This is a genomic window from Sphingobium nicotianae (assembly GCF_018603885.1).
Lineage (GTDB): Bacteria > Pseudomonadota > Alphaproteobacteria > Sphingomonadales > Sphingomonadaceae > Sphingobium > Sphingobium nicotianae.
The window spans coordinates 221,056-235,552 of sequence record NZ_JAHGAW010000007.1 but is presented as its reverse complement, the minus strand read 5'-3'; the positions used below and the strand labels follow the sequence as shown (position 1 = coordinate 235,552).

At 63.0% G+C, this 14,497-nt stretch carries 13 protein-coding genes; 6 read left to right on the top strand and 7 right to left on the bottom strand.

What is annotated here, in order from left to right; genetic code table 11:
* Positions 1-5: 5 nt before the first annotated feature.
* From greA to carA, 6 genes are all read right to left on the bottom strand, one after another.
* Positions 6-482 (bottom strand): transcription elongation factor GreA, encoded by a 477-nt coding sequence (gene greA / locus KK488_RS12285; RefSeq protein WP_214623925.1) that lies wholly within the window; start codon positions 480-482, stop codon positions 6-8.
* Between the two features lie 114 nt (positions 483-596).
* The gene (gene carB / locus KK488_RS12280; protein ID WP_214623923.1) at positions 597-3,935 is read right to left on the bottom strand and encodes a carbamoyl-phosphate synthase large subunit; all 3,339 of its coding nucleotides are present in this window, start codon (positions 3,933-3,935) and stop codon (positions 597-599) included.
* 4 nt (positions 3,936-3,939) lie between these two features.
* Complete coding sequence (locus tag KK488_RS12275; protein WP_214623921.1) at positions 3,940-4,611, bottom strand: hypothetical protein; 672 nt, start codon at positions 4,609-4,611, stop codon at positions 3,940-3,942.
* Positions 4,612-4,621: 10 nt separating this feature from the next.
* Complete coding sequence (locus tag KK488_RS12270; protein WP_214623919.1) at positions 4,622-4,990, bottom strand: ribonuclease E inhibitor RraB; 369 nt, start codon at positions 4,988-4,990, stop codon at positions 4,622-4,624.
* Positions 4,987-5,253: a hypothetical protein gene (locus tag KK488_RS12265; protein ID WP_214623917.1), complete on the bottom strand. Its 267-nt coding sequence runs from the start codon at positions 5,251-5,253 to the stop codon at positions 4,987-4,989. Before KK488_RS12265 ends, KK488_RS12270 begins: the two co-directional genes overlap by 4 nt.
* The gene (carA, locus tag KK488_RS12260; RefSeq protein WP_214623915.1) at positions 5,250-6,410 is read right to left on the bottom strand and encodes a glutamine-hydrolyzing carbamoyl-phosphate synthase small subunit; all 1,161 of its coding nucleotides are present in this window, start codon (positions 6,408-6,410) and stop codon (positions 5,250-5,252) included. The genes KK488_RS12265 and carA overlap by 4 nt, the downstream gene beginning before the upstream one ends.
* A 160-nt stretch (positions 6,411-6,570) precedes the next feature.
* On the opposite strand from carA, the gene KK488_RS12255 reads away from it, so the two are divergent.
* The 4 genes from KK488_RS12255 to rpoD all read left to right on the top strand — a co-directional run bounded on the left by KK488_RS12255 (position 6,571) and on the right by rpoD (position 11,448).
* Positions 6,571-7,023, top strand: coding sequence for a GatB/YqeY domain-containing protein (locus tag KK488_RS12255; protein WP_214623912.1), 453 nt, complete (start codon positions 6,571-6,573; stop codon positions 7,021-7,023).
* 123 nt (positions 7,024-7,146) lie between these two features.
* Positions 7,147-7,485: a GIY-YIG nuclease family protein gene (locus KK488_RS12250; protein WP_214623910.1), complete on the top strand. Its 339-nt coding sequence runs from the start codon at positions 7,147-7,149 to the stop codon at positions 7,483-7,485.
* The gene (dnaG, locus tag KK488_RS12245; protein ID WP_214623908.1) at positions 7,482-9,359 is read left to right on the top strand and encodes a DNA primase; all 1,878 of its coding nucleotides are present in this window, start codon (positions 7,482-7,484) and stop codon (positions 9,357-9,359) included. Before KK488_RS12250 ends, dnaG begins: the two co-directional genes overlap by 4 nt.
* A gap of 49 nt (positions 9,360-9,408) precedes the next feature.
* A complete protein-coding gene (rpoD, locus tag KK488_RS12240) occupies positions 9,409-11,448 on the top strand; it encodes an RNA polymerase sigma factor RpoD (protein WP_214623906.1) in 2,040 nt (679 codons plus the stop codon).
* 93 nt (positions 11,449-11,541) lie between these two features.
* Here the strand turns inward: rpoD and KK488_RS12235 are convergent, their stop codons facing one another.
* A complete protein-coding gene (locus KK488_RS12235; protein ID WP_214623904.1) occupies positions 11,542-12,543 on the bottom strand; it encodes a glycosyltransferase family 4 protein in 1,002 nt (333 codons plus the stop codon).
* Between the two features lie 324 nt (positions 12,544-12,867).
* Between KK488_RS12235 and KK488_RS12230 the strand changes: the two genes are divergently transcribed.
* Positions 12,868-13,548 (top strand): DUF6975 family protein, encoded by a 681-nt coding sequence (locus tag KK488_RS12230; protein WP_214623902.1) that lies wholly within the window; start codon positions 12,868-12,870, stop codon positions 13,546-13,548.
* Positions 13,549-13,634: 86 nt separating this feature from the next.
* Complete coding sequence (locus KK488_RS12225) at positions 13,635-14,495, top strand: DUF817 domain-containing protein (protein ID WP_214624034.1); 861 nt, start codon at positions 13,635-13,637, stop codon at positions 14,493-14,495.
* The last annotated feature ends 2 nt before the right edge of the window (positions 14,496-14,497 follow it).

The following is a 14,497-nucleotide window of genomic DNA, read 5'->3' as shown; positions in this document are numbered from 1 at the left end:
GAGGATCAGACGAACTCGATCTTGTCGACGAGGTAGAACTTGTCGCCCGACGGCACCGTGACTTCGACTTCTTCGCCGACCTGGCGGCCGATGAGGGCGCGGCCAAGCGGCGAATTATAGCTGATCATGCCCAGCTTGGCGTCCGCCTCGGCCTGGCCGACGATTTGATAGCGCACAGGGTGATCATCCTCGTCGATCAGCGAGACGGTCGCGCCGAAGATGATCTTGTCGCCCGAGAGCGTCTTGGGATCGATGATCTGCGCGCGGGAAAGCTTGTCCTCGATGTCGGCGATCGACGCCTCGACCTGGCCCTGGCGCTCCTTGGCAGCATGATATTCGGCATTTTCGGACAGATCGCCGTGTGCACGCGCTTCCTCGATCGCATCCACGATCGTGGGCCGCTCCGCTTTGAGGGCGCGCAACTGCTCGGCCAGCTTGTCATGGCCAACTTGCAGCATCGGCATCTTCTCAACGGTCGCCATCTGGACTCCCCAAAAAACAAAATTCAAGCGCGCCGGACATGTCCTGAAGCGCGAACTCCCACGCCGACCGGCGGTTCCGGTCAGCTCGCAGCTGATTTCTGGTCTGTCTGAAGATCAGTCGTGCGACGCCTGATAATAGGATTGGAGCGACTTCACTTCAAGGGGACGCGCACGAAGAGCCTCGATTGCATCCACGGCAGCCAGACTGGCGGCGGCCGTCGTGAAGCTCGGCACCTTGTAGCGCAGCGCGCTGATACGGATCGCCTGGCTGTCCTTGAGCGACTGCCAGCCCTCGGTCGTGTTGAAAATGAGATCGACGGCGCCATCCGTGATCCGGTCGACGATGTGCGGGCGGCCCTCAGCTACCTTCTTGACCATTTCGACGGGGAGGCCCTGCTCCTGCAAGTAGCGCGCCGTGCCTCCGGTCGCGATGATGCTGAAGCCAAGCTCGCTGATCTTGCGCGCGGCCGGCAGGATGACCGCCTTGTCGCTGTCCTTGACCGAGATGAACACGGTGCCACCCATAGGCAGAATCGTTCCCGCGCCGATCTGCGCCTTGCCGAACGCGGTAGCGAAATCACCATCGATTCCCATGACTTCGCCCGTTGATTTCATTTCCGGCGACAACACCGGATCGACGCCCGGGAAGCGGTTGAAGGGGAAGACCGCTTCCTTAACGGCGATGTGCTTGATCGCGTTTCGGTCGATCTTGGGCAGGTTTGCGATCATCTCCCCGGCCATGACCCGCGCGGCGATCTTCGCGATCGGTGTGCCGATGGCCTTGGCGACGAAGGGCACCGTGCGCGAGGCCCGCGGGTTGACTTCGATCAGATAGACCTTGCCGTCCTTGACCGCGAACTGGATGTTCATGAGGCCGCGCACGCTGAGCGCGCGCGCGAGCACATCGGTCTGCCGCTCGATCTCGGCGATGATCCCGGCCGGCAGGCTGTAAGGCGGCAGCGAGCAGGCGCTGTCGCCGGAATGGACGCCGGCTTCCTCGATATGCTGGAGCACGCCGGCCACGACCACATCGATGCCGTCGCACAGGGCATCAACATCGACTTCAACTGCATCGCGCAGGTACTGGTCGATCAGGACGGGCGAGTCGCCGGAGACCTGGACGGCCGTGGCGATATATTCCTCGAGTTGGGCCTGGCCGTCGACGATCTCCATCGCGCGGCCGCCGAGCACATAAGAGGGCCGCATCAGCACCGGATAGCCAATGCGCGTGGCGACGGCGATCGCCTCCTCGCGGCTGCGCGCGATGCCGTTGGCGGGCTGGAGCAGGCCGAGCTTTTCGATGAGGGCGGCGAAGCGCTCGCGATCCTCGGCAAGATCGATCGCATCCGGGGACGTACCGAGGATCGGGATGCCGGCATCTTCCAGCGCCTGCGCCAGCTTGAGCGGGGTCTGGCCGCCGAATTGGACGATGACGCCGAGCAACGCGCCTTTGCTCTGTTCGACATGCAGGATCTCCAGCACATCTTCGGCGGTCAGCGGCTCGAAATAGAGGCGGTCGGACGTGTCATAGTCGGTGCTCACCGTCTCCGGGTTGCAGTTGATCATGATCGTTTCATAGCCGGCGTCCGCCAGCGCGAAGCAGGCGTGACAGCAGCAATAGTCGAACTCGATGCCCTGACCGATGCGATTCGGCCCGCCGCCAAGGATGACCACCTTCTTGCGATCCGACGGCATCGCCTCATTCTCTGGCTCGCCGAAGGTGGGCGCCTCGTAAGTCGAATACATATAGGGAGTCCTGGCGTCGAACTCGGCCGCACAGGTGTCGATCCGCTTGAAGACGGGGCGAACACCGAGGCGATGGCGCAGCGCCCTCACCTCTTCCTCGGTCACGCCGCCGGTCATCGCGACGATCGCCTCACGCACGAGGCCCGAGCCGCGGCGAATCGCCGCTTCCATACCGGCAGGGACATTCGCCGACTGGAGCGCCAGCCATGCAAGGCGCTTGTCGGAAAAGCCCATGGCCTTGAGCCGCCGCATGGCGTCGGCATCCTGCGGCAGGCCATTGGCGAGCACCTCGTTCTCCGCGGCAACGATCTCGGCGATCCGCTCGAGGAACCAGGGATCGAACCCGGCGACGTCGTGGATCTCCGCAACGGTGAGACCTTCGCGCAGCGCCTGCGCCGCGATCAGCAGCCGGTCAGGCGTGGGCTGGCCGAGCGCAGCGATGATCTCATCCTTGCTCGCACCGACCAGATGATCGATCTGATTGAAACCGGACAAGCCGGTTTCCAAGCCGCGCAGCGCCTTCTGCATGGATTCGTGGATGTTGCGGCCGATCGCCATCACCTCGCCGACCGACTTCATTGCGGTGCCCAGCAGCGGTTCGGCGCCCTTGAACTTCTCGAAGGCGAAGCGCGGGATCTTGGTCACGACATAATCGATCGTCGGCTCGAAGCTCGCGGGGGTGACGCCGGTAATGTCGTTCTGGATCTCGTCGAGCGTGTAGCCGACCGCCAGCTTGGCAGCGACTTTCGCAATGGGAAAGCCCGTTGCCTTTGACGCGAGGGCCGAGGAGCGCGACACGCGCGGGTTCATCTCGATGACGATCAGGCGCCCGTCCCTGGGATTGACCGCGAACTGGACGTTCGAGCCGCCCGTCTCCACGCCGATTTCGCGCAGCACCGCGATGCTGGCGTTGCGCATGATCTGATATTCCTTGTCGGTCAGCGTCAGCGCCGGCGCCACGGTGATCGAGTCGCCGGTGTGGATGCCCATCGGGTCCACATTCTCGATGGAGCAGATGATGATGCAGTTGTCGGCGCGGTCGCGCACGACTTCCATCTCATATTCCTTCCAGCCGAGCAGCGATTCCTCGATCAGCACCTCGGTGGTCGGCGAAGCGTCGAGACCCTTGCGGACCGTCTCGATGAACTCCTCGCGATTATAGGCGATGCCGCCGCCGGTGCCGCCCATGGTGAAGCTCGGCCGGATGATCGAGGGGAGCCCCGTGAACTCCAGCGCCTCGAGCGCTTCCTCAAGCGTGTGGGCGATGCGGGAGCGCGCGCTCTCCAGCCCGATCTTGTCCATGGCGTCGCGGAACTTGATCCGGTCCTCGGCCTTGTCGATCGCCACGGCATCGGCGCCGATCATCTGGACGCCGAATTTCTCCAGCGTGCCGTCGTTGAAGAGCGCCAGCGCGGTGTTGAGCGCGGTCTGGCCGCCCATGGTCGGCAGGATCGCATCCGGCCGCTCCTTCTCGATGATCTTGGCGACGATCTCGGGCGTCACGGGCTCGACATAGGTCGCGTCGGCCATCTCCGGATCGGTCATGATCGTGGCGGGATTGGAGTTGACCAGGATGATCCGGTAACCCTCCTCCTTCAGCGCCTTGCAGGCCTGCGTGCCCGAATAATCGAACTCGCACGCCTGGCCGATGATGATCGGGCCGGCGCCGATGATGAGGATGGAGGAGATGTCTGTTCTTTTGGGCACGGAATCAAAATCCAAAATATTTTTTTAATGCTGAAATGGCTAGACTAATAGCAACCTTCAACTTCTCTTCGCCAACGGATGACAGTGCTGCTTTCAAAGGTTCGATAGTAAAAGCCCTAAGTCCCTCCACGAGCAACCTGCCACCTTTCTTAAGGGCCCCTAAACCAATAGTTAAATTGCTCTGAATCCACGGTCGATCTTCCGGATCAAGTGAATTGGACTGCCGAATCGAATCTAACGCACTTTCAACCGCCTCGACGGTTTCTTGGTAGCCCGGGGTGTTATGGCCCAATTCCACAAACCGGTCGGATGCTGGTACCGAAGATTCTGAAACAATAACTCCCTCACGATCAACCTCTGAACTAGTAAGTCTCTCAACTAATAGATCAACCGTCCTCTTAAAACCGTCAGATTGCTCGGATAGATATGATTTCTCCGCGGTATCATATCCTTCGGCCGTGAGCGCATACTCGTAAAAGTTACCACTCCCAATGTCTTCAGCAATTTCGTCGGAAATCAAAGAGTCTATAGCCAGCTGAATTCTTCTATTTCCCGGGGATTTTTTTAGACTTTTCTCAATTTCTTCAACATCGCGACCCGCCCTATCGGATTGAGCGGCAGCGAATAAATACGCAATCACGTAAGCGCGTAGACTCTGTTGAGAAATATAGTTCATCACCACCCCCTCAATGCACCGACCCCGTCTCGGCTTCGCAGCCCCAGCCGTCATATTCGACGCCGCAGAGCAGTTCGATCTGGAGGCATTTGAGCGTGAGGGCGCGGATCGACTGTTCGTCGACGGCCTGCTCGGTTTCGAGGAAGAGATAGAGCGCGCCGTCCTCGTCCTGCTCGCGGTCGAGCTCGACGAAGCCGAACTGGCTGGCGATCTCCAGCACGCGATCGAAATCCTTGTCATTGCCCATGAAGCTGACGTCGACCGGGCGGCGGATATGCGCCTTGTCGCCATTGGCGGCGAGATTGGCGAGGACGTCCTTGTCCGCCTCCCATTCCGCTTCGAGCCGGGCGGGATCGACCTGGGGAAGTTTGATGCTCATTTGCTGTCGCCCTCCCCGCCCGCGACAAGCCGCAGGTCCGAGCGCGCCCTGACCTTCGCCAAGGCACATTGAAGCGCCGTATTCTTGCTGAAGGACGGCAATTGTCCCGGTTTCACCATCGCCATCGTGACCGCATTGCCCTCATGCGCGACGAAGTGGACGACGTCGTCGACGCGGCACATCGACACGATGAAATCGAGCTGGCGCTGGATCTGCTGCGTATCGGCGGTCGTGCTCGCGGCGAGCAGGGCGAGACCGATCATGTCAGCCCCTTCACAAACTTCTCGAACAGATAGAAGCTGTCCTGCGGGCCGGGCGAGGCCTCGGGGTGATATTGGACGGCGAAGACCGGCTTGTCGGTGAAGGCGATGCCGCAATTGGAGCCGTCGAACAGGCTCACATGAGTCTCGATGACATTGGCCGGCAGGGTCGCCGCGTCCAGCGCGAAGCCGTGGTTCATGCTGGTGATCTCGACGACGCCGTCCTCCAGCCGCTTGACCGGATGATTGGCGCCGCGATGCCCCTGGTGCATCTTGACGGTCTTGCCGCCGGCGGCGAGGCCGAGGAGCTGGTGACCGAGGCAGATGCCGAAGATCGGCATGTTGGCGTCGAGCAGCTTGCGGATCGTCGGCACCGCATAATCGGCGGTCGCGGCGGGATCGCCGGGGCCATTTGAGAGGAATATGCCGGCGGGCTTGAGCGCCATGATCTCTTCATAGGTCGCGGTCGCGGGGAGGACAGTGACGCGAGCGCCCGCTTTCACGAGATTGCGGAAAATATTGTCCTTCGCGCCATAGTCGATCGCGACGACATGGGGGGCGTCAGCCCTGGCGGCGGAGAGATGATAGCCCTTGCCGAGCGTCCAGCCGCCATCGACCCACTCCCGCGCCTTGCCGGTGACTTCGATGGCGAGGTCCATGCCTTCCAGGCCGGGCCAGGCCTTGGCCTTCTCGTGCAGTGCCTTGAGATCGAACTTGCCGGCCGGATCGTGGGCGATCACCGCATTGGGCGCGCCAGCCATGCGGATGCGGCGGGTCAGCGCGCGCGTGTCGACACCGGAGATGCCGATCCGGCCCTTTTCCTTCAGCCACTGGTCGAACGGCTCGACATTGCGGAAGCTGGACGGCGCGGTGACGTCCTCACGCACGACGCAGCCCAGGGCCCAGGGCTTGTCCGCCTCGACATCGTCGAGATTGGTGCCGACATTGCCGATGTGGGGGAAGGTGAAGGTGATGATCTGCCCGGCGAAGCTCGGGTCGGTCATGATTTCCTGATAGCCGGTCATCGCCGTGTGAAAGCAGAGTTCGCCCACCGCATCGCCCACCGCTCCGAAGCCGTGGCCGAAGATGACGGTGCCGTCCGCGAGAACCAATACCCCCGTCGCTCCTTTGGGCACGGTCGGGTATTTGGCATTCGCCATGGCTATCTGTTCCTTCGCTGTTCGCATTTTTGGCCGGCGCCGGTGCACTGGCTAAACGGCCGGGTCACTAGGATTTCGCACCTGCACGGTCAATCTATTAAAATCCTCCGGAACGCACTATGTGTGGACCTTTCCTACAGACTGCAACGAAGGACGCGGGATGATTCGCGACAAGCTCAAGGCTGCCCAGATCGAGTCCATGAAATCAGGCGATAAAAGCCGGTTGGCCGCCGTTCGCCTGATCCTCGCGAAGGTCAAGGATCGCGACATCGAGCTGCGCACGGCGACCCAGTTGCCGGACGATGAGACGACGGTCGTCGAGGTGCTGCAAAAAATGGTCAAGCAGCGCCGCGAATCGATCGCCATGTATGAGAGCGGCGGCCGCCCGGAGCTCGCCGCGCAGGAGCAGGTCGAGATCGACGTGATCGAGAGCTTCCTACCCCAGCAGCTGAGCGAGGCCGAGACCAGCGCGGCGATCGAGGCGATCAAGTCCGAGCTCGGCGCCACCTCACTCAAGGACATGGGCAAGGTGATGGCCGCGCTCAAGGAGAAGCATGGCACCGTGCTCGACATGAGCAAGGCGAGCGGCCTAGTGAAGGCGGCACTGGGGTGACGTAAAGTCCGCTCTCTTCCGTGGGAGGTTCGACCGCCTCTCCGTTCGTGTCGAGCGAAGTCGAGACACGGATTGCGCGAACGGTTCTCGACTTCGCTCGAACCGAACGGGTAGGTATGAGCAATGGCCTTCTGGACTTACATCCTTCGCTGTTCTGATGGTCGCTATTATACCGGCCACACCGACGATCTGGAACGGCGGATTACCGAACATCAAAATGGCGGCTTTTGCGACTTCACATCGCGGCGACGGCCTGTTCACCTCATCTGGTCCGAGTCCTTCCGTACGCGGGAAGAAGCACTCGGCGCCGAATTGATCGTCAAGAAATGGTCGCGCGCCAAGAAGGAGGCGTTGGCGGCTGGCGATTGGATCGCCTTGGCACACTTTGCAAAACCGCCAGCCGAACGTGTCTCGACTTCGCTCGACACGAACGGCGAGATTGTGGCGGGCGTCCGTCCATGAGCCTCACGCCCCAATGGCTGGACGAATTGCGCGCCCGCACGGTCCTTTCGACGCTCGTCGGCAAGACCATGAAACTCACCAAGGCCGGCCGCGAGTATAAGGGATGCTGCCCCTTCCATAACGAGAAGACGCCAAGCTTCTACGTCAATGACGAGAAGGGCTTCTATCATTGCTTCGGCTGCTCGGCGCACGGCGATGCGATCCGCTGGATGACCGATCAGCGCGGCCTGCCCTTCCTCGATGCCGTGAAGGAACTGGCGGCGGCGGCCGGCATGGAAGTGCCCGCTCCCGATCCGCGCGCGGCGCAGCGGGCCGAGCGGGCGCAGTCGCTCCATGACGTGACGGCGGCGGCGCAGGACTGGTTCGCGGCGCAGCTCGACGGACTGGAGGGCGCCGAGGCCCGCGCCTATCTGCTCAAGCGGGGGATCAGCGACCAGACAAAGCGCGCTTTTGGCCTCGGTTTCGCGCCGGACAGCCGGGGCAAGCTCAAGGAGGCGCTCAAGGCCTTTCCCGAGCCAATGCTGGTCGAGAGCGGGATGCTGATCCAGCCCGAGGAGGAGGCCGGCCGGAAGAACCGCGAGAGCTATGATCGCTTCCGCGGTCGCCTGATGATCCCGATCCGCGATCAGCGCGGGCGCGTGATCGCGTTCGGCGGGCGCATCCTTGGCGCCGGCGAGCCCAAATATCTCAACTCGCCCGAAACGCCGCTCTTCGACAAGGGACGCACGCTCTACAATCTCGACAAGGCCGGGCCGGCCGCGCGCAAGTCGGGCCGGGTGATCGTCGTCGAGGGCTATATGGATGTGATCGCGATCGCGCAGGCGGGTATTCCCGAAGCGGTCGCGCCGCTGGGCACCGCGCTCACCGAGCATCAGATCGAACGGCTCTGGTCGATGGTCGAGACGCCGATCCTGTGTTTCGACGGCGACAGTGCGGGCCAGCGGGCGGCTCTGCGCGCCGCGCATCGCGCGCTGCCGCTGCTGAAGCCGGGCCATAGCCTCGCCTTCGCCACCCTGCCGCCGGGGCAGGATCCGGACGATCTCATCCGCGCGGCGGGCGTCAAGGCGCTGGAGGCGGTGCTGGACAGTGCCATTCCGCTGGTCGAGCTGATCTGGCGCAGCGAGCATGAAGCGCTGCCGCTCGCCACACCGGAGACGCGCGCCGGCTTCAAGCAGCGGTTGGCCGCTCTGACTGCGACGATCGCCGACAATGATATTCGCGCGCTCTATGGGCGGCTTTTCCGCGAGCGCTACGACGGCTTGTTCTTCGCGCAGCGCGCGCCGCAGGAGCGCGGCGCATCGATGCAAGCGCGACGTGGCGGCACAATGAAGAATGGTCGCTGGACGCCCCCTCCCCCGCCCGCAACGGCCGACGCGCATGCGATCCGGGAAAGTGGCGGAGACGCGCTTTTGCTGCGCGCCGTGATGAGCGGGCTGCTGCATTTTCCGGGCGAGATCGTCGTCCACCGCGAGGCCCTGGCAAGCCTCTCGCCGAGCGACGAGCGACTCGCGATCCTGCTCGATGCGATGCTTGAAGCGTCCGATCGCGAAGAAACGGTTGAAACGGACCGCCTCCTTACCATATTGGGCGAGCGTGATCTGTATAATATGGCGAAGGGGTTACTCCGAGCCGATGCGTTGAACTTCACTTTCACCGTCCCCGAGGCCGACAAGAGGCGCGCGCAGCGCGACCTGGCCGAGGCGATCGCGGTGATCGTGGCGATGCCTCGTATCGATGCGGAGTTGGCGGCGGTCACGAGGGCTATGGCGGATAATCTGGACGAGGCCGGCTATGCCCGGCAGCAGTCCTTGCGCAAGCTCAAGGCGGATCTGGCGGCGCGTGTCGCGGAACTGGCCCAGCCCCTGGACGATTGAACATTTTGGCCGGCGTCACTGACACGCCGGTCCCGGAGTAAGGCGACGCATGGCGAGCAAGATCAACAATAACGCAGGCGATACTGGCGGCGACGAGGGCGGCGACGCTCCCCTGCTCGACCTCAACGAGGCGTCGGTCAAGAAGCTGATCGCCCGCGCCAAGAAGCGCGGCTACATCACGGTCGACGAGCTGAACAACGCGCTTCCGCAGGACCAGATGTCCACCGACCAGATCGAGGACGTCATGGCGGCGCTCAACGACATGGGCGTTAACATCGTCGAGAACGACGAAGCGAGCGACGATCCGGACGAGAAGGACGAATCCGATGTCGAGGCGATCGACACCGGCGCCGAAGAAGACGACGGGAACGTTGGCGAGAAGAAGAAGGAGACGGTCGATCGCACCGACGATCCCGTCCGCATGTATCTGCGCGAGATGGGTGCCGTCGAGCTGCTGTCCCGCGAAGGCGAGATCGCCATCGCCAAGCGCATCGAGGCAGGCCGCGACACGATGATCCTGGGCCTGTGCGAGAGCCCGACCACGTTCAACGCGATCATCGAATGGTCGAACGCCCTCAACAATGGCGAAATGCAATTGCGCGAGATCCTCGACCTCGACGCGATGCTCTCCAAGGATCCCGCACCCGAAAGCCTCTCGGAAGATGCCGAGGATGACGACGGCGAGATCAGCGAGAAGACCGCCGGCCCCTCGTTCAAGGACGAAGACGAGGTCAAGGATGAGCCGGCCGCCGACGAGGACGACGAGGACTCGATGGTCGAGCGCCGCACTCCGCGCCAGGAAGAGGATGACGAGGAGGACAACACACTCTCCCTCGCCGCGATGGAGGAGTTGCTCAAGCCTCAGGCGCTCGAGAAGTTCGCCAACATCACGTCCCTCTACGGCAAGTTCGGCAAGTTGCAGCAGGCGCGCCTGATCGCGCTCGGCAATGGCCTGGAGTTCCCGGCCAAGGACGAGGGCAATTATCAGAAGCTGCGCGAAGAGCTTACCGCTGAGGTGGAGAGCGTCCAGTTCCACCAGCAGAAGATCGAATATCTCGTCGACCAGCTCTATGCCTTCAACCGGCGCCTGACGACGCTGGGCGGCCAGATGCTGCGCCTCGCCGAGCGCCACAAGGTGCCGCGCAAGGACTTCCTCGACAATTATGTCGGCTACGAGCTGGACGATGGCTGGCTGGAGCGCGTCGCCAAGATCGACAAGAAATGGTTGGCTTTTGCCGGCGCGGAGGCCGAGCCGGTCGAGCGCATCCGCGCCGAAGTCGCCGAGATCGCACAGGCGACCGGCACCTCGCTGCCCGAGTTCCGCCGCATCGTGAACATGGTGCAGAAGGGCGAGCGCGAGGCGCGCATCGCGAAGAAGGAGATGGTCGAGGCCAATCTCCGCCTCGTGATCTCCATCGCCAAGAAGTATACGAACCGAGGCCTGCAGTTCCTGGACCTCATCCAGGAAGGCAATATCGGCCTCATGAAGGCGGTCGACAAGTTCGAATATCGCCGCGGCTACAAGTTCTCGACCTACGCGACCTGGTGGATTCGTCAGGCGATCACGCGCTCGATCGCGGACCAGGCCCGCACGATCCGCATCCCGGTCCATATGATCGAGACGATCAACAAGCTGGTCCGCACCAGCCGCCAGTTCCTGCACGAGCAGGGCCGCGAGCCCACGCCCGAGGAAATGGCCGAGCGCCTCTCCATGCCGCTCGAGAAGGTGCGCAAGGTGATGAAGATCGCCAAGGAGCCGATCTCCCTCGAAACGCCGATCGGCGACGAGGAAGACAGTCATCTGGGCGACTTCATCGAGGACAAGAATGCGATCATCCCGGTGGACGCCGCGATCCAGGCCAATCTCAAGGAGACGGTCACACGCGTTCTCGCCTCGCTCACGCCACGCGAGGAGCGCGTGCTGCGCATGCGCTTCGGCATCGGCATGAACACCGATCACACGCTGGAGGAAGTCGGCCAGCAGTTCAGCGTGACTCGCGAGCGCATCCGCCAGATCGAGGCGAAAGCGCTCCGCAAGCTCAAGCATCCCAGCCGCTCGCGCAAGATGCGCAGCTTTCTGGATCAGTGAAAGGAAAAGCCCCGCTCCGGCGGGGTTTTTCTTGCCTGCGGCGACGGGACTTCACGCTCCGGCGAGCCTCGTCAATCACGCAGTGGAAGGGTCTTAACCCTCGACGGCCAAAAAGCCCCGCAGATGCTTCACATAGTTGAGTTCGGTACACTCCGCTTCCGCAAAGGCCCGTCCCGCACTGCCGAGCCGCTGCCGCTCCGCCTCATCGGCCCATAGTTGGTCGATGGCTGCCCCCATTGCCTCGACCGAGCCCACCGCGACCAGCAAGCCCGTTTCCCCGTCGGTCACATAGTCGCCGACGCCCGTCGACGCCGTCACGACGATCGGCGTTGCGAGATAATCCGCCGCGACGATAGTGACATGGCCGCAGGGCGTGTCCGTCGCGATCAGCGGCAGGGCCATGAGCCGGGCGCCTTTCACGACCGCCATCGCATCGGGGAAAGGGATGTTCGCGCGCACTTCGACGTTGGCCGGGACTGTCAAACCTTCAAGATTGGCCGGGCGAACCACGACAATGAAGCGCATGTGCGGGCGTGACGCGGCGATTTGCATCAACAGGCCATAATCGCGCGCATTGCCGCCGACGGCGCAGACATAGGGCGCGCCTTCGGGGATCATATCGGATGCCTCGGGCGCATTGACGCCCCACAGCACGACATCGATCCGCGCCGCGTCCAGCCCGAAATGAGCGGCGTAGAGATCGCGCTCGACGCTCGACGAGACGACGAGACGATCGATCGTGCGATAGCTCAGCGCTTGGCGGCCGCGGGTCCGTCCCTGCGGAAGCCGATCGAAATTGAGATAGTAGGAAACATGCGGTGTGCGGACGCGCAGCCCTCGCCGCGCCAGTTCCAGCGCCGAGCCGAGACCGGGGCCGAGTGAAACGAGCAGATCAGCCCGCCGTCCTGCCCAGGCCGCGCGAAATGCCGTCGCCAGCCGCGCCAGCCGGTTACGGACACCGCCGGCCGCCCATGGCGCTCGGACGAGCAGCCAGTCGATCTCCGGCATGTGGTGTGTGATCCAACGCCAGTCCGGGTCCGCGATCTCGTGGAGCACGACGATGCGACGCCTTTTCGCGGCACCTGAGCCAGCCATTGCGTCCCCTTTTTCTGGAAAGACCGATCACGCTCGCGATAGGACGCGGCGCGGGACCGAGGCAAGGCGATAGTCACATTGTTGGCGCTGCCGTTTTCAGGCGATCTGCCCCACATGCGATCAGTCGTGCACCTGAAGCGACCGGTCGAGATCATTTTCGGAAATTGAGCGAAACCCTCTGAAACTGTACCAATTTCGATCAGTTTCCATTACAAAATAACCAGGGTCGTCGCGCTCTGCGTCAAGAGCTTCTTAACCTCCTGCGCCGTACTCCCGGTGTGGGGACGACATCATCCGGCAACGGGTGATGCGAAGAGGTTTGTAATGGACAAGCTGCTGCGCCCGTCGACCGATCATAGCCTTGCCGCACTCGTCGCGGCCCTTGTCGACCAGGATGGATCGGCCGCGCATAGTTATTGCGCTCCGGCCATCAATGGCGACCGCCATTCCTTCGTGCGCGACCTCGTCGATTTCGCGGATTTCGTCCATCTCGTCAGCCTTCTGCACGGCCAGGTGCCAGGCCTCATCGATCATGCCGCGGCGCGCACGGTCGAAGTCTCGGCGCGGGGCTGGCTGCTCAAGTCGATCGATGCCTTCGCCGTCGAGCGCCAGTTCCTAGGCAAGCTCAGCGTCGCTGTCGGTCCATTACCGAGCACGACCGGTCATCACGAGACCACGACCATCATCGCTCAGCAGCGCCACGCCATCGAAATGCTCGCGCAGTCCGACCGGCGCGGCACGGCGTTTGGCACGGCCGTGACGCTCGTGCTGGAGTGGCAGGCGATCCGCGCGGTGCTGGATGCCGGCGCCATCCGCCTCGGCATCGAGCCGCCGGTCTCCACGCTGCCGACGCGCGCCGAGACGCTCTCGCTGCTCGCCGACATGCCCGACCCGGAGCGCCTGACCCGCGCCGTCCAATTCGGCGCGACCCAGCTTCTCGGCCAGCATCGCGGCATGTGGGATCTGCTCAAGGCGCGCTCGGCGGTACGGGCGACACAAGCCTAAGGCGCATCGCAGGACGTCTTGCCGCTCTCTCGCCAGCGCGCTAGCTCTGCGGCCGCATTCTGGCGGGAGACGGTGCCGCGAACGAGCTGAATCAGACCCGCGGCGCGACACGGTTCGCCCGCATCCGAGCCCGACTGGAAGCCGCGCAGCCCACTAGCGGGCCCGCCGCCTGGGCCTATGAATTCCTCCTGTTCGGCTTCAAGCAAGGCTGGGCCTGCCTGTTCGGCGCGCTCATGCTCGCACTGCTGCTGGGTACCCATCTCTTCTATCCCAGGACCGCACCCCTCGCCCGTTACGACTTCCTGACCCTCGGCGCGCTCGCCATTCAAGCCGGCATGCTGTTCTTTCGCCTGGAGTCCTGGCGCGAGGCGAAAGTGATCGCGGTCTTCCACGTGGTCGGCACGATCATGGAGCTGTTCAAGACCGGCGTCGGCTCATGGCAATATCCCGAAGCGGGCGTCCTGCACATCGCCGCCGTGCCGCTTTTCTCGGGCTTCATGTATGCCGCTGTCGGCAGTTACATAGCGCGTATCTGGCGGATTTTTCGTATCCGCTTCGACCACTATCCGCCACGCTGGATGACCATGGTGCTGGCTGCCGCCATCTACGTGAATTTCTTTGCCCACCATTGGCTGCCCGACATCCGCATCGCTTTGTTTCTCGCCACGGGCGCCTTGTTCTGGCGTTCGCGCTTTTATTTCACACCGTTCCGCACTGAGCGCTGGATGCCGGTATTGCTCGGTTTTCTGCTCGTGTCCCTGTTCATCTGGTTCGCCGAAAATATCGGCACCTTCGCGCAGGCCTGGCGCTATCCGAACCAGCGCGACGGCTGGCAGATGGTCTCGATCACCAAACTCGGCGCCTGGTATCTGTTGATGATCATCAGCTTCGTGCTGGTGTCGCTGCTGCATGAGCCGGAGGGCAAAACCGACACGTCCGGCCAATAGAG